We start from the raw sequence: 15,700 nt of genomic DNA on the forward strand, positions 1-15,700 counted from the left end.
CTACAGAACAAAAAGAAGATAGATGGTAAATTTCAGAAAATATATTTCAAGTGCGGCGGTGTTGGCTTCTGGTCTTTTCCTGGCTCAATCTACCGTATCTACCGTTCTTTATTCCCAGAATTATGACAATCAGAAAAGCAGTTTAAACCTGCCTTCACCCGTTACCACGATGGTGGAGAAAACTGTTTTGTCAGCAAAAGAACTGGTAGACATTAATGTAAACACAATGATGGCGGATCCTGTGCTGAAAAATGCAACCTGGGGATTCGTAGTGTATGATCCTAAAACGAAGAAGGTAATCTCTTCGTACAACGAAAATACTCCTTTAGTACCTGCTTCTACTACCAAACTGCTTACAACGGAAACAGCATTAAATATGCTGGGTGAAAACTACCGTTGGATGACTCAGCTGGAGTACTCAGGAACAATAGATGAAAATGGAGTGTTGAATGGAAATCTTTATGTAATAGGAAGCGGAGACCCTTCTTTGGGAACCAACAAAGCTGGTGCAGCATCTTATAGAGATATTATTTCAGATTTCGTAGGCGGTGTTTCAAGAGAGGGAATCAAAAAGGTAAATGGTGATATTATCATTCAGACAGCGCTTTTCAAAGGCAATATTTCAGTGCTTCCGGAAAATGTTGTATGGTTGGAAAACAATAATTATTATCTGCCTGCAGGAAGTACCCGCGATATCAACCCGGCCAACGAAAAACTGATCGTTAAAAAAGGAGGTTTCTCCACAGAAAAAAAATTCTTCTACGTTTCTCCTTACAATCATCAGATGGTGTATGCTGATAAATACGAAGGAAACGGAGTTTTAACAACCAAACTTCCTGATGCACCGGCTTATCTTGCCAACTCTTTCAGAACAACACTGGTGAAAAGCGGAATTCCTGTTACCGGAAAAGTAACTCCGAAAATGACAGATGCTGCGCCGGAAAACAGAAAAATGCTTTCAGCGTATAAATCACCTACTTTAAATGATATTATTTATTATACCAACCAGCACAGTGACAATTCATTGGCAGAAGCTTTGCTGAGAACGGTAGGATATCAGAAAATGGGTGACCAGACTTCAGAATCCGGAAGAATAGTGGTGACTAATCACCTGAAAGAGGCAGGTTTTGATATGGTTGGTCTTAACTATATAGATGGAAGCGGACTATCAAGAAGTAATAACGTAACCCCGATTTCCCAGGTGAAATTTCTTACTTCTCTGATGGATCAGAAATACTACAGATCTTATCTGACTTCCTTGCCTATTGGAGGACAATCCGGAACATTGAAAAGAATGTTCAATGCAGGAGGTAACGGACAGGTTTTTGCGAAAACAGGAACTTTGAACAAAGTAAAAACATTAGCTGGTTATCTGAAAACCAATTCAGGAAAAACGTTAGTTTTTTCTTTAATGGTGAATAACTATTCCGGATCAGTAGATATGGTGAAGAAAAGAATGGAAAAAATTCTTGAACCCGCATTAGATCTTTAAAAATTTTTTATTTTATATATTATAACAGCCTTTTAATCATTGATTAAAAGGTTTTTTTTATATTTGATTAAATTTTTCTAAACATGACAAAATTGTACCTTTTGGTGTTGGGATTTCTATTTTCCCAACAGTTCTATAGCCAGAAGCAAGAACAAAACATTGATATGAAGGGACTCGTTGAAAAAGAGAAAAAATCCTTCACTCAAAAAATGAACATCGGGAATACCAATCCCAATACGCTGAATTACGACTTGCAGTATCAGAGAATGGATGTGAGCCTGGATCCTGCGGTGTATAATATTTCCGGTTCGGTAACTTCGCATTTTAAACCTAATCAAAATATGGGAAGCATTTATTTTGATCTTTCCAATTCATTAACCGTTTCTCAAGTGAAGTATCATGGAACCAATATTACAAGCTTTCAGCAGCTTCCTTCAAAAGAACTGAAGATTGATTTTCCAGCTTCTATTCCTGCCAATACATTGGACTCTCTTACCATTTACTATGCTGGAGCACCGTCCACAAGTAATGATGCATTCAAAACTGCTCTTCAGAGCGGAACTCCGGTACTTTCTACTTTGAATGAACCTTATGGAGCCCAGGACTGGTTTCCGACAAAGCAAAGTTTAAATGATAAAATTGAAAGATTTGATTTTAAAATTACAACTCCATCAAACTACAGCGTGGCAGCCAATGGAAAACTGATGTCTGAGACTTTTCCTACCGGGGGTACTAAACTGACGTTCTGGAGAACAATGTATCCTACGCCGGCTTATCTGATAGCACTGTCGATTACCAATTTTGTTAAACTTACTGATACCATTGGAAACCCTCCGTTTCCTTTTGTCAACTATATCTATCCGTCCACAAATTCAAATGCAACGAGCATTGTGAATATCAACTGGACAAAGCAGGTGATGGATACTTTTGAAACCTATTTTGGGACTTATCCTTTCCGTAATGAAAAATACGGACACATGGAATTTATGTATGGTGGAGGAATGGAGCATCAGACCATGTCTTCCATGGGTGGATGGAGCAAGCAGCTGATTGCCCATGAGCTTACTCACCAGTGGTTTGGAGATAAAGTAACCTGTGGTGCATGGAATGATATCTGGCTGAATGAAGGTTTTGCAACTTTTGGAGAACACCTTGCCAATGAAAAACTATTGATGACCAATACAGAATTTTTGAATTACTTACAAGGTCAATCTAACTACATTACTGCAAGTACAACAGGAACTGTGTATGTCCCGGATTCCGGACTTTCCAGCATCAACAGGATATTTGACAGCAGATTGTCTTATGCTAAAGGAGGATATGTTTTGAGAATGCTGAAGTGGATTTTAGGTGATGCTGCATTTTATCAGGCACTTAAAGATTATCATGCGAGGCCGAACCTGGCATACAACTATGTGCGTACAGCTGATTTTAATGCTTCTTTGCTTCAGTCTACCGGAAAAGACTTTACAGAATTTTTCAATGACTGGGTTTATGGCGAAGGATATCCTACTTACACCATCAAGTGGATGCAGGGCGGAAATCAGGCTTTATTTAAAGTTTCTCAGACGCAAAGCAGTGCTAACGTTAGCTTTTTTGAAATGCCTTTACCTATTAAAGTAACCGGAACTGCAGGTCAGACTGCTTATTTTGTTCTTAATAATACATCCAATAACCAAAGCTTTTTACAATCGGTAACATTCCCGATCGCAAGTGTTCAGTTTAATTATGAATACCAGATTCTTGAGAAGAACTCTACTGTTGTTCAGGATAATACATTAAGTGTTTCTTCTGTTGAGAAAGAAGAATTTGGTTTGTATCCGAACCCTGCAAAAAATGAAATTAATCTGAAAGGAATTAATAAGGCTATGGACTTTACGATTCATGCCATAGACGGAAAACTGGTAGGAAAAGGAACATATCATCCAGGTAAAGCGATTGGAATAGCAGAATTGGTTCCGGGAGCTTATTTCATTACGATTGATGAAAAGAATATTAAATTTATCAAACATTAAAATGAAAAACGGTAAAGTATGAATGATTACTTTTACCAAAATCAATCAAAATATCACAAAAGAAGCTTTCAGATTTGAAAGCTTCTTTGTTTTCTTGCTGCTCTGGCTCCCCTTTTTCTGGCGGTTTTCACTTTATACTCAAACCATTTTTCTTTGAACACTTTTCTCATGAGATTATCAAAATGTCTGGTAATGACCAGATTTTTAAATCCACGCCATTTTTCAAGGGCACTTGACGGCAGCGCTCTTACTGATATCGAATAACCTTCCGTGTCATATTGAATATAATGCCACCAGCCGGAAGGAATATAAAGGGTTTCTCCGGGATGAATGACAGCTTCATAACCATTTAAATAAAGTAGCGCCGGATATTTTCTGTAATCTGGATTTTTAATTTGAGCCAGACTGTGGAAGTTGTAGGGGAGTTTATACATGAAGTCAGACTGTTCCCACGGGAAGAGCCAGATTCTTTTGATTCCCTGAAATTGTGTGATAAAAACATGGGACATGTCAATATCAATATGATTTCTGGTGACAGAACCTTCTCCTCCAAAAAACATAAAGGGCAGCCATTTCAGTATTTTACCATTCGTTACATCATTGTAGATGAGATCATTCTTCAATTCAGGTTTTATTTTTAATAAATTAAATAAGAAAAGCCTGTGTTCAGTGGGAGCAGATTGGATGAGATCCAGATATTCTGAAAATGTAGTCTGTGCAATAGGATCACTGGCCACTCTGTCCAGGGAATCAAGCTCACTGCCGTAGATATTCACCATATGATCTCCTGCAACTTCTTTGAAATACTCATAATTCCACTTTTTGAAAGCTGGACTTTCCGGATGCACAAAGTCTTCAATAATAACCGGAACTCCTGGCTTCATATAGTTTTTAATAAAGGTTTCTGAACTGATCATCTTTATTTTTTGTACCGGCTTTAATCTCATGCATTAAAATTTTAAACAAATATAAATATTATCCTACTAAATTTATAGACTAATAATGTTAAAACTGAAATCTATATTCATTTTTTAGAATTAAGCATATAAAAGGTTTTATTTTACTGCCTTTTTAGTAAATTAGCACATCTAAAAAATTACTAAAAATGATCTCTGAAAAATACCTTCAACATTTACAGAACGAACTTCAGAATATTGAGAATGACGGACTTTACAAAAGAGAAAGAATTATCACTTCTCAGCAGAGCGCAGAAATAGAAGCGAACGGAAAAAAGCTTTTGAACTTCTGTGCGAACAATTATCTGGGATTATCCAACCATCCGGAAGTGATGAAAGCTTCTCAGGAAATGATCCAATCTCACGGATACGGAATGTCTTCTGTACGTTTTATCTGCGGAACACAGGATATTCACAAGGATTTGGAGAAAAAAATTGCTGATTTCTTAGGTCTTGAGGATACTATTCTTTACGCAGCAGCATTTGATGCCAACGGAGGTGTTTTTGAGCCATTGTTTACAGAAGAAGATGCTATTATTTCAGATGAGCTGAATCACGCATCAATCATTGATGGTGTTCGTTTGTGTAAAGCAGCGAGATACAGATATAAAAACAATAATATGGCTGATCTGGAAGCTCAGTTGATTGCAGCTTCTGAAAAAAATCACCGTTTTAAAATCATCGTTACGGACGGAGTATTTTCAATGGACGGTATCGTAGCAGACTTAAAAGGAGTTTGTGACCTTGCCGATAAATATGATGCCTTGGTAATGGTAGATGATTCTCACGCAACAGGTTTCATCGGAAAAACAGGTCGTGGAACTCACGAAGCTAATGAAGTAATGGGTAGAGTAGACATCATTACTTCTACTTTAGGAAAAGCTTTAGGAGGAGCTTTAGGAGGATTTACTTCCGGTAAAAAAGAGATCATTGATATGCTGAGACAGCGTTCAAGGCCTTATTTATTCTCCAACTCTCTGGCACCGGGTATCGTAGGAGCTGCTTTGAAAGTATTGGATATGATTTCTGATGATACTTCTCTCCGTGATAAAGTAATGGAAAATGCAGAATATTTCAGAACGGAAATGAAAGCAAAAGGTTTTGATATTCCTGATGGAGATGCTGCCATTGTTCCGGTAATGCTTTACGATGCACCACTTTCTCAGAAAATGGCTGAAAAGCTTATGGATGAAGGCATCTACGTTATCGGATTCTTCTATCCTGTGGTACCGAAAGGAAAAGCAAGAATCAGAGTGCAGTTATCAGCTGCTCACACCAGAGAACATTTGGATAAAGCGATTGCTGCTTTTGAAAAGGTTGGAAAAGAATTAGGAGTGATCTCTTAATTATTGAAGTGGCTACCACAATAAAAATATAATGTTCGGCTCGGGCAGCTTTGCTGCCCCGAGCCGAACTATTTTTTATATAAAACTGTTTTTACTTATCTTTTCCTGATCAAAAGAAATTTATTTTTAACAATTATATAATAAGCTTATCTTTGCTTTTAATTTTTTCTGAATGCTTTACACAATAATCAAAGCGCTGCACATTATTTTTATGGTAAGCTACTTTGCGGGAATTTTTTATCTCGTGAGGATTTTCGTTTACTATAAAGATACCGATGAATTTCCGGAAGAAAAAAAGAAAATTCTGAGAGAGCAGTACACTTTTATGGCCAGAAGGCTGTGGAACATTATCACAGTTCCTGCGGGGATAATCATGGCAGTTTGCGGATTGGTCATGATCTTTTTAAATACCGGGCTGATGAAAATGCCGTGGTTTCATTTGAAACTGACCTTCCTGATCGGGCTTGCCATCTACCATTACTGGTGCTGGAAAAAAGTCCTTCATTTAAAAGAATTACATGGAGATACACTGCCGATTGCCAATATCAAACTGAGACAGGCGAATGAAATTGCAACGTTCATTCTGTTTCTGGTGGTATTTACCGTTATTTTAAAATCGATGGTGATTGAATATTGGTGGCAATTAATTGCAGGATTTTTCGTTCTTGTATTTCTGATCATGATGACAGTGAAACTGGTTAATAAAAATAAAAAAAACAAATAATTGTAGAGTAGGGCGCATGTCCGAATATATTCATCCTTTCTACATCTTATAAAAAAACTATGATTGCAATTTTAAAGAAAGAACTTTGGAGTTACTTTGGAAACTGGAGTGCATGGGTGATCATTGCCGCTTTCAGTTTGATAGCGACTCTTTTTCTGTTCTTTTTCGACAACGATTCTAATATTTTTGAGATTGGAATGGCCTCATTGCAGAGCTATTTCGTATTGGTTCCATGGCTGTTAATGTTTATCATCCCCGCCCTTTCCATGAAAACTTTTGCGGAAGAACAGCAAACCGGAACATTGAACTGGCTTTTCTCACAACCGTTAAAAGTTTCAGAACTGGTAACAGGTAAATTCCTTTCCGTATGGATTGTAGGAATTTTATGTCTTATTCCATCATTAATTTATCTTTATACGGTATATGTTTTGGGAGTTCCTGCAGGAAATATTGATCTGGGAATGACTTTCGGAAGCTATATCGGACTGATTATCTTAATTGCAGCATTTTCAGCAGTGGGAATTCTTGCTTCCTCTCTCTCTCAGAATCAGATTATGGCTTATCTGCTGGGTGTTTTTATGTGTTTCATTATGTATTTTGGTATCGAACAGCTGGCAAGTTATAAACTATTGGGAAGTGCAGATTTTATCCTTCAGAATATTGGCTTCTATCAGCATTTCTTAGGCTTCACAAGAGGACTTATTGATGCTAAAGATGTGGCGTATTTTGTACTTGTCATCGGCGCTTCATTAGTATTGGCTAATCATTTTATTAACAAAAAGAAGTAGAAGTATGAAGAAGTTCAATGCTAAATCTCCACTGGGAATTTTCTTAATTGCAATTGTTCCTTTGGTTATTATCCTGACCTATTCGGGAATCAGATTAGACTTAACAAAAGAAAAAAGATATACCCTTTCTGATAACACCATCAAAGTACTGGAGTCTGTTAAAAAGCCTCTGACGGTTGAAGTGTATCTGGAAGGAGACTTTCCGGCAAGTTTCAAACAGCTGCAAAGCGAAACGAAATTCATGCTGGAAGAATTCAGAAAAATTAATCCGAAGATTGATTTTAAATTCATCGATCCGATTAAAACAAAAATGTCTCAGGACACTTTGATGGCCATGGGAATGCAGCCGTCTATTCTTCCGGATGTAAAAGACGGGAAAATCTCACAGATCACGCTTTTCCCTTACGCTGTGATTAAATATGGAAATGACGGGGTTTCTATTCCTTTAGTGGTTCAGCAGGCCGGAATTGATGCCGATCAGCAGCTGACAAGATCGATTGAAGGACTGGAGTACAATCTTGTTTCCAATATTAAAAATATTGCAGCTGCCAAGAGAAAGAAAATCGGGATTCTTGTCAACCACGATGAATTGAATCCGGATGAATTCCAGGGATTTGTACAATTGGCAATGGAAAACTATGATGCAGGACCTATAATTCCTAAAAATCAGACTGAACTTTCACTGGAAGATGTTCCGCTATTAAAGCAGATGAGTGCTTTGGTGATTGCAAAACCAAGAAAAGCTTTTACAGATAATGAAAAAGTAATTCTGGACCAGTACATCATGAACGGAGGGAAAACCCTTTGGATGATTGATGCCGTAAATGCTGAAATGGATACGCTGACAAGATCCAAAAAAGTAATGCCTTTCCCTGTCGATATCAATATGACAGACTTCTTTTTTAATTACGGACTGAGAATCAATCCAGCGTTGGTAAAAGACGTGAAAAAGTTTGCCCTGTTAAGACTGGTTACAGGAGAAGTGAGTGGAAATCCTCAGTACACAAGCTTACCTTGGCCTTATTATCCGCTTGGAATTGCCGAAAATAATAATCCGGTTACAAAGAATATCAACCCTGTAAAATTTGAATTCCCGACTTCTATTGATACTTTAGGAGGAAGAAAGAATATCAAAACAAAAGTCCTTTTCGAATCGAGTGAAAGAACTTTATTGAAACAGGTTCCTAATTATGTTGATCTGAAGGAAATTGCAAGCGTAGACAGTCTTGGACAAATGGAGAAACCAAGTACACCGAAGATCTTCGCTGTTGCATTGGAAGGAAAATTCAATTCTGCCTATGCATCGAGAATTGAAAGAAAATCGTACCCTGGATTCAAAACCTCCAGCCCGGAAAACAAAATGATCGTGATTGCAGACGGAGATGTAGGAAGGAACAAAGTAATCAAAGGAAAACCACTTCCATTAGGGGTAGATCTGTTAACGAACGAACAGTTTGGAAACGAACAGTTTCTGAGAAATGCTTTAGATTATCTTCTTGATGACAGCAATCTGATGGAACTGAGAAACAGAAACATTGAAGAAAGACTTCTCGACAGGCAAAGAATCACTGAAGAGAAATCGACCTGGCAGTGGATCAATTTACTGCTTCCACTGGCTATTATCGGTCTTATCGGAGGACTGTTCTTCTGGCTAAGGAAAAAGAAATTTGGATAAAACATAAAAAATTCCGGAAGATTTTCTTCCGGAATTTTTATTTTGACAACTTTATTATTGAGTTGTAACCATCTTAATTAATAATTTACCCTTCCAATACAGGAATAAGGTGTTCCCAGTTCAGCTGTTTTGCATAATCCAAAGCTGTTTTTCCTTTTTTAGACTGGATATTTTTATCCGCTCCGGCTTCTAAAGCAACTTTTACAGTGGTTAGATTCCCGGCAATGGTTTCTTTGTGAAGAAGCGTCAGTCCGTCTTCATCGGTTTGGGTAAGTTCATCCGGATATTGTTGTAAAAACTTTGCAAATTCTTCCTTCATATTTTTACTCATCGGATGTTCAATAAGATTTTCCGGATTTTCTTTCTGGTTATTCACAACGAGGATATCATTAAAGTCTCCGAAATCCAGCTGCCAGGCATTATCGTGTTCTTTTCTTTCTGCATCAGACATGTCAGCACGCATTTTCTGGATGGTAAACCCTCCGTAAGCTTTCGGAAGTGGAGAAGATGATGATGAAAATAGCTTGGAAAGTCCCTTGGGTTTTTGTACACTCGGAGTGATGGCAAAAAGCCAGTCGCTGATATTGCTTAAAGGGATTTCCACATAATCACCCACCTGGATGTTCTTAAGGCTGTTAGGTTCATTAATCAAATATCCTATCACGTGATCTCCGTCAAAGAATATTTCATTAATCCACATATGTTCTACCAGGCTTTCTCCGGTTTCTTCATCCTGTTCTTCAAAAGCCGTTTTAACGCACGATACATTAAGTCCGGGAATGATTCTTCTGTATTCCCAGGACTGTTCGCGCCAGAAATACTTAAAGGTTTCCTGAGCTTTTCTGTAAGCTTTAATCATTTCCGGATCATTTCCGTCTGCAAAAAAATTGGGTTCTCTTCCATTTAATAATCGGGTTGTGGTGTGTTAAAGAATATAGATTACTGCTGATAGGCTTCTTTTGGGAGTAAGGCAGCTGTTTTGTAATAGCTGATGTCGCTAGGGATCTGTGCCTGAAGGTTGTGGAAAGTGTCATAATCATAATGAATCCAGTTTTCTTCATTGTCCGGGTCGGGTGTTTTATCTACAGCCAGTTCCAGTTTTCCGTCTTCCTGATAGCTGCATTCTATGGCAGCATATTTTTCACCGCTTTCGTCGTTGGTATACCAGCATTTTATGGTTCTTTCAAGCTGTGGTTGATGGGTTTCGTTATCGATAACCTGTGAACAGATAAAATTTTCAGGATCTTCTGTTTTAAAAACAGTTTTAGAAATTAAAGGCAGTTCATCTACGGATAAGGAATACAATTTATTGGTAGAAATAATAAAGCCCTCGGTGGTTTCTTTTTTTTCAATATCAAAAAAGTCAGACTTTTCTTTAAGATAATTGACTACCTGAGTTTCGTCTTCTTCGTCACTTAAAAAATAATTGATGTTATAAACACTGTCTTCGTTAATAAATTCAATTTCTTTCAGGAAATCGGAACCTTCCTCATAATAATACAGATGATATTCGCTCAGCTTCACAGCATTACTTTTGGAGATGATCTCTCCAAAAATGTTTTTGTACACTTTTCTCATTTTTAATCATGTTAGTTTGTTTCATCTATTAGTTTAAGTGGTAGGGCAAAGATAAGTTTTCTTTTTTATCTTAACCTGAAGTGTAAAGTAGTATTTATTTCGTAAGTATTCTATATATCCTTTATAAAATCCTCATATTCGTAGTAAAACCTTTCAAAACCGTCCATTTTGTCCACAAAGAATTCAAAAATTTCTTGCCAGGTGTTTTTGTTAAAAATAGAAACATTATGTTTTTCAACCCATATCCTGCTGATGACCTTACCGTTTTCAAGGGTGAAATATTCTTCTTTCTGAAAATCTCCAATAAAATCTTTTAAAATATCTTCTAAAGACCAGATCTTCTCGTAATAAGCGTTTCGGAAGATTTCATCTTTCATTTCGATATCCAGAGAAACTTCTGCTTTTTTGTTGTCGACAGAAAATTTAAATGCCATGTCCTTGATTTTGGTATCATAAAGAATCCATTTTCTGGGAAATGATCTTCCAAAAGCTGTCCAAAATTCCTTTTTTAATTGCTGTGCCTCTTGTTTACTGAACATAGCGCAAACATAATGATTTAATAGGAGAAAGGCAAAAGTGTGGTACCTAAAACCGTAAAATTACGGATAGACAAACTTACCTTTTTATTCGTTTATTATTCCTGTTTTCAGGTTTTTTCAAATATTAAACAATTTTCGTATTTTTGCTCTAATGCTTTCAAAAAAATCTCAATATGCGTTTAAGGCGCTTTCATATCTTGTAGAAAAAAGAAATGAAGGCCCGATTCTTATTTCTGAAATTGCGGAACATAAAAAGATTCCTTTAAAGTTTTTGGAAAACATCCTTCTTGAACTGAAAAAAGCGGAAATTCTCGACAGTAAAAAAGGAAAGGGTGGAGGATACTTTTTCAAAGAAAGTCCGGAAAATGTGAAACTGGCAAAGATCATCCGTCTTGTAAACGGCCCTATTGCAATGCTTCCCTGTGTAAGTCTCAATTTTTATGAAAAATGCGATGACTGCAATGAAGATCACTGCGGGCTTCATGATGTCCTGATAGAAGTTCGCGATGCCTCTCTGAATATTCTGGAAAGTAAAACTTTAATGGATCTGGTAGATTAACCTGATCCTTTTTTTTGAATTAATAGTCTACTTGTTTTGTAGGATAAATATTTTATCAGATATTTGCACTACTTCAAATGAATAAACTATGATTTCAAAAGAAGAGGTAACCGAATTACAAAAGCTTACGCCCTCTATTACCGCAGTGCATTCCGTGGCTGCATGTATTATATCCGGAAATATTTCCTCGCACAGAACTACAGAGAACATTTCAACTTTAAATGCCTCAGTTGTCAATGACGCCCCGATGCTGAAGGAGTATGGATTAAAAACACTTGTAATATGGTGATTTCAAGAAAAATTCAGGTAAGGTTGAATGTCCTTTTGGTGACAGCTGCTATTATATCCATTGCTGTTTTTTCCATGTACGAACTCGGATATCTGGAAGAACTGCAGACCATTCTGGCAAAAGATAATTATATTTTTTACTGGATGCTTCTGGTAGGTGTTTTTGCTGAAATTGTTGCAGGTTCCATGGGAATGGGATATGGTGTTATTTGTACTACAACCCTTATGCTGCTCAATATTCCACCGCATATTGTAAGCGCAAGTATTCATTCTGCGGAAAGTTTTACCACCGCCGCAGGAAGTCTCAGCCACATTAAATTGAAAAATGTAAGCAAAAGTCTTGTGAAAAAGCTAGCTATTCCGGCTGTGATAGGAGCAATTATCGGAGCTGTCAGTCTTACTTATCTTGGAGAGTATTATGCGAAAATCACTAAAACACTCATTGCTTTTTACACTTTATACCTTGGATTTCAAATCCTGTCAAATGCATTTAAGAAAAAGCAGAGTAAAGCCCTGAAAAGAAAAACCAATCTGACCAGGCTGGGTGTGATAGGAGGCTTTATAGATTCCTTTGCAGGAGGAGGCTGGGGACCTTTGGTAACCGGAACATTGATTAAAAATGCTTTCACCCCAAGATTTGCCGTAGGAAGCTCTACCGTGGCCAAATTTATTCTTACCATCACGGCTGCCGTTACCTTTTTCTTTACCCTGGGAATCCAGCACTGGAATATCATTCTCGGGCTTTTGATCGGAGGAATTGTGACCGCTCCTTTTTCAGCAATGCTTACTGCCAGGCTTCCTGTGAAGAAAATGTTTGTGATTATCGGAACTCTGGTGATTGTGATGAGTTCTATAACTATTTATAAATCAGTTTTTAATTAAAAATTACACTTGGTGTGGAAAAATAAAAGGGCTAAAAAGATATTTGGCTTTGAAAATATTTTACTTTTACATCACTAAATATTAGAACATGAATTTACATATCATTGCACTTTTTAAGTTTAATGAAAATTATCTGATGGACGCTGTAGAGCTGTTTCAGAAACTTGTGAAAGAAACAAGAAAAGAAGAAGGCTGTCTGCAGTACGATCTTATTGAAGATAAAGATAATAAAGGGAATTTCTTCCTGATCGAGCTTTGGGAAAGTGTTGAGCATCACAACAGGCATAATGGGCAGGATCACCTTTTAGATTTCCGTAAAGATGCTTCCAAAATTATGGAGAGCTCAGCAGAGGTTTATAAAGGATTTAAAATATATTAATGGTATTGAAGGGTTTAAAGATTTAAAAATTTAATGATTTAAAGAAGAATCTTATATAACTATTTGTTTTATATATTTTTAAGTTCTTTAATGAAGAAAAAATAAAAGGCGGTTTCAACAATCTGAAACCGCCTTTTTATTAGAAAAAATAGAAAGTATTAAAATTGAAAGTTTATTTTACGATAAGCTTTTTCGTCTCCGAATGACCACCGTAAGTAATTTTTACAAGGTAATTTCCTGATGGAAGTGTAGAAAGGTTCAGGTCCTGCTTGTAGAATCCTGCCTGGTTTGTAAGTTCATCCGAATATACCTTTTTCCCGGTAAGGTCATACACTTCTACATTCCCTTTGTTGCTTGTTTTTTCTTTAACATCAAAAAGAACCGTTACTTTTTTATCCGCAGTAGCTGGATTAGGATAAATACCGAATGATGCTTTTTTTCCAACTTCAGTTATCCCTAACGTTTCCGTGATCTTTTTGTATTTGAAATACATATTTCCTGTACTGGCACCACCATTGGTTGTGAAGTACATTCTGTAGTAATCATTTCCTTTTTTGACGTAGTAGACCACATCATTTTTCACTGTCCCGATCCCTTTCCATGAATGTCCTACTGTGGTAATAGCAGATGAGAAACTTGCATTAGCAGGAATTGCATACGATGCGGTTTGCTGGGTTTCAGGCTGAACCATTGCCACTTTTACGTTCGGACTTTGAATTGCTCCGGAAAGCGGGTACATCTGTACACCCATATAGAATGTGTAATATTTGGTGAATACGAAATCCCATGCCGTTCTGGAAGGCTCAAGATTGGGAACTTTTTCTCCGGTATCAAATGAGAAATAGTTGAAATATGAATCATCTGTTCCATTGGCGATGGTTCTGGTTTCTGTAGCTCCCCATGAAGTCCCGTTCCATTTTGAATATCTGAAGGTATATCCTGCAAAAGCATCTTCAATAGCAAACTTGATATAGGTTCCTGAAGCATATTTTAAAACAAAAATAGCTTTCCCCTGAATGTGGTGGTTCACCGGGTTATAAACGCCCCATCCGGTTGAAGGAATATTGGGGTTTGGAGAGGTTACTGGTCCCTGTTCAAAAGCGCCCTGGCTCCAGTCAGTGGTCTGGTCCGGATTATAAAGAGGATCGCCCCATGAAGCTTCATTGCTGATGCTGATGTTATCCCAGTCTGCTAAGTTGGTTGATGCAGTGAATACTTCAATATCTTTAGCATCATTGACTCTTGATCCGAACGCATAGTTTGAGTTCCTATAAAAAGCAATATCCCACGTATTGGCTGGCTGAGAAACCATATTACCATCTGCAAGGTTCACAAACACGCGGTTTTGATATCCGCTTCCCATGGTCATATTGACCTGTGAATATCCCAACGCGTCAGTCTGCGCCAAAACAGTCTGCTTAACAGACAGTGCCAGTACTGATGCCAATAATAGTTTTGTTTTCATAATTTATTTTTTAAATCCTTATTTAGAATGATTCCACAAAATTATATAATTATTTTTAATAAGTCTAAATAAAAACATGATTTTTATCGTGTTTTTATTTTAATCACTACCAGAAAATAATAAAAATCAAAGCATAGAAAAGCCGGTAAGAACAGTCCTACCGGCTTTAATAAAGGCCAATAATAGTCTGATGAACCTTATTTTTTAATGAATTTTGATTGAATGAATTTTCCTTCTGCTGTTTCAATATTCATATAATATACTCCTGTCTGAAGTGTGCTGATATCAAATCTTTGTCCGTTCAGTTTACCTTCCGCTGCTTTTTGTCCTGCTGCAGAATAGATCTGAATGTTTTTAGGATCTTTTTTGGCAATGAATTCTATTGCAGACTGATCAGAATTTAAGGCAAATCTGAAATTTTCTGTCGATTTATTGTTGTCTGATACGCCTAAAGAAGCAGTTGTATTATACACTACATTATCTATCTGGATTGCTACGTGAGTAGCAGTAGGAGTGAACTTAAATACAATGTATGAGCCTGTGGATGCCGGAATATTAACACTGATATTCTGTACTGTACCAATAACCGATACATTGATAGGGCTTCCTACAGGAACGAATGTTGACATGTCTGCAGGGTTGGAGGCTACTCCTATCTGAATGCTTCCCGGACCAGGAGATGGAGATACCAGGGTAGTATCAAAAGTCAAAGTTTTATTTCCTGTTGGAGTCTCAATCTGCGGCGTAATCAGATAAGAAGAACCTGTTGCATTGTTTCCTGCATACGACTGAACGAATCTGTTGGAATCTCCTGCTACAATCATTCTTGGAGGTACAGGAGGGAACTCACCGGTTATTGGTGCAACGATGGCAGACCATCCAAACTGAGGGAAAGTAGTATTCCCAGCGGTAAAATTGTTGAAATTTTCATTGATGTTAGATACCTGAGCATTCGCCGTTAAGGCTGTAAACATCAGAGCTCCTAAAAGTAATTGTAATTTCATGAGATTATTT

At 37.2% G+C, this 15,700-nt stretch carries 15 protein-coding genes; 9 read left to right on the top strand and 6 right to left on the bottom strand.

The annotated features are described in order from the left end of the window. The first annotated feature begins 22 nt into the window (after positions 1–22). Both dacB and PZ898_RS23880 read left to right on the top strand, forming a co-directional pair. Positions 23–1,492 (top strand): D-alanyl-D-alanine carboxypeptidase/D-alanyl-D-alanine-endopeptidase, encoded by a 1,470-nt coding sequence (dacB, locus tag PZ898_RS23875; RefSeq protein WP_216445016.1) that lies wholly within the window; start codon positions 23–25, stop codon positions 1,490–1,492. Between the two features lie 83 nt (positions 1,493–1,575). Next, positions 1,576–3,507: a M1 family aminopeptidase gene (locus PZ898_RS23880; protein ID WP_277694425.1), complete on the top strand. Its 1,932-nt coding sequence runs from the start codon at positions 1,576–1,578 to the stop codon at positions 3,505–3,507. A 68-nt stretch (positions 3,508–3,575) separates the two neighbouring features. Here PZ898_RS23880 and PZ898_RS23885 read toward each other — a convergent pair whose 3' ends face one another. Further along, complete coding sequence (locus PZ898_RS23885; protein WP_062671011.1) at positions 3,576–4,454, bottom strand: cupin-like domain-containing protein; 879 nt, start codon at positions 4,452–4,454, stop codon at positions 3,576–3,578. 158 nt (positions 4,455–4,612) lie between these two features. On the opposite strand from PZ898_RS23885, the gene kbl reads away from it, so the two are divergent. The 4 genes from kbl to gldG all read left to right on the top strand — a co-directional run bounded on the left by kbl (position 4,613) and on the right by gldG (position 8,996). Continuing rightward, on the top strand, positions 4,613–5,809 hold the full coding sequence (gene kbl / locus PZ898_RS23890; protein ID WP_062671009.1) for a glycine C-acetyltransferase: 1,197 nt from the start codon (positions 4,613–4,615) through the stop codon (positions 5,807–5,809). Between the two features lie 172 nt (positions 5,810–5,981). Continuing rightward, the gene (locus tag PZ898_RS23895) at positions 5,982–6,533 is read left to right on the top strand and encodes a CopD family protein (protein WP_062671007.1); all 552 of its coding nucleotides are present in this window, start codon (positions 5,982–5,984) and stop codon (positions 6,531–6,533) included. A gap of 59 nt (positions 6,534–6,592) precedes the next feature. Continuing rightward, positions 6,593–7,321 carry an ABC transporter permease gene (locus tag PZ898_RS23900; RefSeq protein ID WP_277694426.1) on the top strand — a complete coding sequence of 243 codons (729 nt, stop codon included), beginning with the start codon at positions 6,593–6,595 and terminating at the stop codon, positions 7,319–7,321. 4 nt (positions 7,322–7,325) lie between these two features. Then, positions 7,326–8,996, top strand: a complete 1,671-nt coding sequence (gene gldG / locus PZ898_RS23905) for a gliding motility-associated ABC transporter substrate-binding protein GldG (protein WP_216445013.1) — start codon at positions 7,326–7,328, stop codon at positions 8,994–8,996. An 85-nt stretch (positions 8,997–9,081) separates the two neighbouring features. Here the strand turns inward: gldG and PZ898_RS23910 are convergent, their stop codons facing one another. The 3 genes from PZ898_RS23910 to PZ898_RS23920 all read right to left on the bottom strand — a co-directional run bounded on the left by PZ898_RS23910 (position 9,082) and on the right by PZ898_RS23920 (position 11,113). Next, positions 9,082–9,855 carry a DUF2314 domain-containing protein gene (locus tag PZ898_RS23910; RefSeq protein ID WP_277694427.1) on the bottom strand — a complete coding sequence of 258 codons (774 nt, stop codon included), beginning with the start codon at positions 9,853–9,855 and terminating at the stop codon, positions 9,082–9,084. Between the two features lie 80 nt (positions 9,856–9,935). After that, positions 9,936–10,574 carry a hypothetical protein gene (locus tag PZ898_RS23915; RefSeq protein ID WP_216445012.1) on the bottom strand — a complete coding sequence of 213 codons (639 nt, stop codon included), beginning with the start codon at positions 10,572–10,574 and terminating at the stop codon, positions 9,936–9,938. Positions 10,575–10,684: 110 nt separating this feature from the next. Next, entirely contained in the window at positions 10,685–11,113 is a 429-nt protein-coding gene (locus tag PZ898_RS23920) for a DUF4268 domain-containing protein (RefSeq protein ID WP_277694428.1), read from the bottom strand. A 151-nt stretch (positions 11,114–11,264) separates the two neighbouring features. Between PZ898_RS23920 and PZ898_RS23925 the strand changes: the two genes are divergently transcribed. From PZ898_RS23925 to PZ898_RS23935, 3 genes are all read left to right on the top strand, one after another. Continuing rightward, positions 11,265–11,672: an Rrf2 family transcriptional regulator gene (locus PZ898_RS23925; protein ID WP_062670996.1), complete on the top strand. Its 408-nt coding sequence runs from the start codon at positions 11,265–11,267 to the stop codon at positions 11,670–11,672. A 282-nt stretch (positions 11,673–11,954) separates the two neighbouring features. Further along, a complete protein-coding gene (locus PZ898_RS23930; protein WP_120230501.1) occupies positions 11,955–12,842 on the top strand; it encodes a sulfite exporter TauE/SafE family protein in 888 nt (295 codons plus the stop codon). Positions 12,843–12,930: 88 nt separating this feature from the next. Next, a complete protein-coding gene (locus PZ898_RS23935) occupies positions 12,931–13,221 on the top strand; it encodes a putative quinol monooxygenase (protein WP_277694429.1) in 291 nt (96 codons plus the stop codon). A gap of 172 nt (positions 13,222–13,393) precedes the next feature. Here PZ898_RS23935 and PZ898_RS23940 read toward each other — a convergent pair whose 3' ends face one another. Together PZ898_RS23940 and PZ898_RS23945 are read right to left on the bottom strand one after the other, a co-directional pair. Beyond that, a complete protein-coding gene (locus PZ898_RS23940) occupies positions 13,394–14,686 on the bottom strand; it encodes a T9SS type A sorting domain-containing protein (RefSeq protein WP_277694430.1) in 1,293 nt (430 codons plus the stop codon). Positions 14,687–14,883: 197 nt separating this feature from the next. Then, on the bottom strand, positions 14,884–15,690 hold the full coding sequence (locus PZ898_RS23945) for a choice-of-anchor J domain-containing protein (RefSeq protein ID WP_062670987.1): 807 nt from the start codon (positions 15,688–15,690) through the stop codon (positions 14,884–14,886). Between the last annotated feature and the right edge of the window lie 10 nt (positions 15,691–15,700).

It is taken from the genome of Chryseobacterium sp. WX (assembly GCF_029542485.1).
In the GTDB taxonomy this organism is placed as follows: Bacteria; Bacteroidota; Bacteroidia; order Flavobacteriales; family Weeksellaceae; genus Chryseobacterium; species Chryseobacterium cucumeris.

What these genes read in the sequence shown, in the direction of transcription:
- PZ898_RS23915 (WP_216445012.1), bottom strand. Translation starts at nt 10,574, where the DNA reads ATGAGAAAAGTGTACAAAAACATTTTTGGAGAGATCATCTCCAAAAGT.
- PZ898_RS23930 (WP_120230501.1), top strand. Translation starts at nt 11,955, where the DNA reads ATGGTGATTTCAAGAAAAATTCAGGTAAGGTTGAATGTCCTTTTGGTG.
- PZ898_RS23920 (WP_277694428.1), bottom strand. Translation starts at nt 11,113, where the DNA reads ATGTTCAGTAAACAAGAGGCACAGCAATTAAAAAAGGAATTTTGGACA.
- gldG (WP_216445013.1), top strand. Translation starts at nt 7,326, where the DNA reads ATGAAGAAGTTCAATGCTAAATCTCCACTGGGAATTTTCTTAATTGCA.
- PZ898_RS23885 (WP_062671011.1), bottom strand. Translation starts at nt 4,454, where the DNA reads ATGAGATTAAAGCCGGTACAAAAAATAAAGATGATCAGTTCAGAAACC.
- PZ898_RS23940 (WP_277694430.1), bottom strand. Translation starts at nt 14,686, where the DNA reads ATGAAAACAAAACTATTATTGGCATCAGTACTGGCACTGTCTGTTAAG.
- PZ898_RS23880 (WP_277694425.1), top strand. Translation starts at nt 1,576, where the DNA reads ATGACAAAATTGTACCTTTTGGTGTTGGGATTTCTATTTTCCCAACAG.
- PZ898_RS23895 (WP_062671007.1), top strand. Translation starts at nt 5,982, where the DNA reads ATGCTTTACACAATAATCAAAGCGCTGCACATTATTTTTATGGTAAGC.
- PZ898_RS23910 (WP_277694427.1), bottom strand. Translation starts at nt 9,855, where the DNA reads ATGATTAAAGCTTACAGAAAAGCTCAGGAAACCTTTAAGTATTTCTGG.
- PZ898_RS23945 (WP_062670987.1), bottom strand. Translation starts at nt 15,690, where the DNA reads ATGAAATTACAATTACTTTTAGGAGCTCTGATGTTTACAGCCTTAACG.
- PZ898_RS23900 (WP_277694426.1), top strand. Translation starts at nt 6,593, where the DNA reads ATGATTGCAATTTTAAAGAAAGAACTTTGGAGTTACTTTGGAAACTGG.
- dacB (WP_216445016.1), top strand. Translation starts at nt 23, where the DNA reads ATGGTAAATTTCAGAAAATATATTTCAAGTGCGGCGGTGTTGGCTTCT.
- kbl (WP_062671009.1), top strand. Translation starts at nt 4,613, where the DNA reads ATGATCTCTGAAAAATACCTTCAACATTTACAGAACGAACTTCAGAAT.
- PZ898_RS23935 (WP_277694429.1), top strand. Translation starts at nt 12,931, where the DNA reads ATGAATTTACATATCATTGCACTTTTTAAGTTTAATGAAAATTATCTG.
- PZ898_RS23925 (WP_062670996.1), top strand. Translation starts at nt 11,265, where the DNA reads ATGCTTTCAAAAAAATCTCAATATGCGTTTAAGGCGCTTTCATATCTT.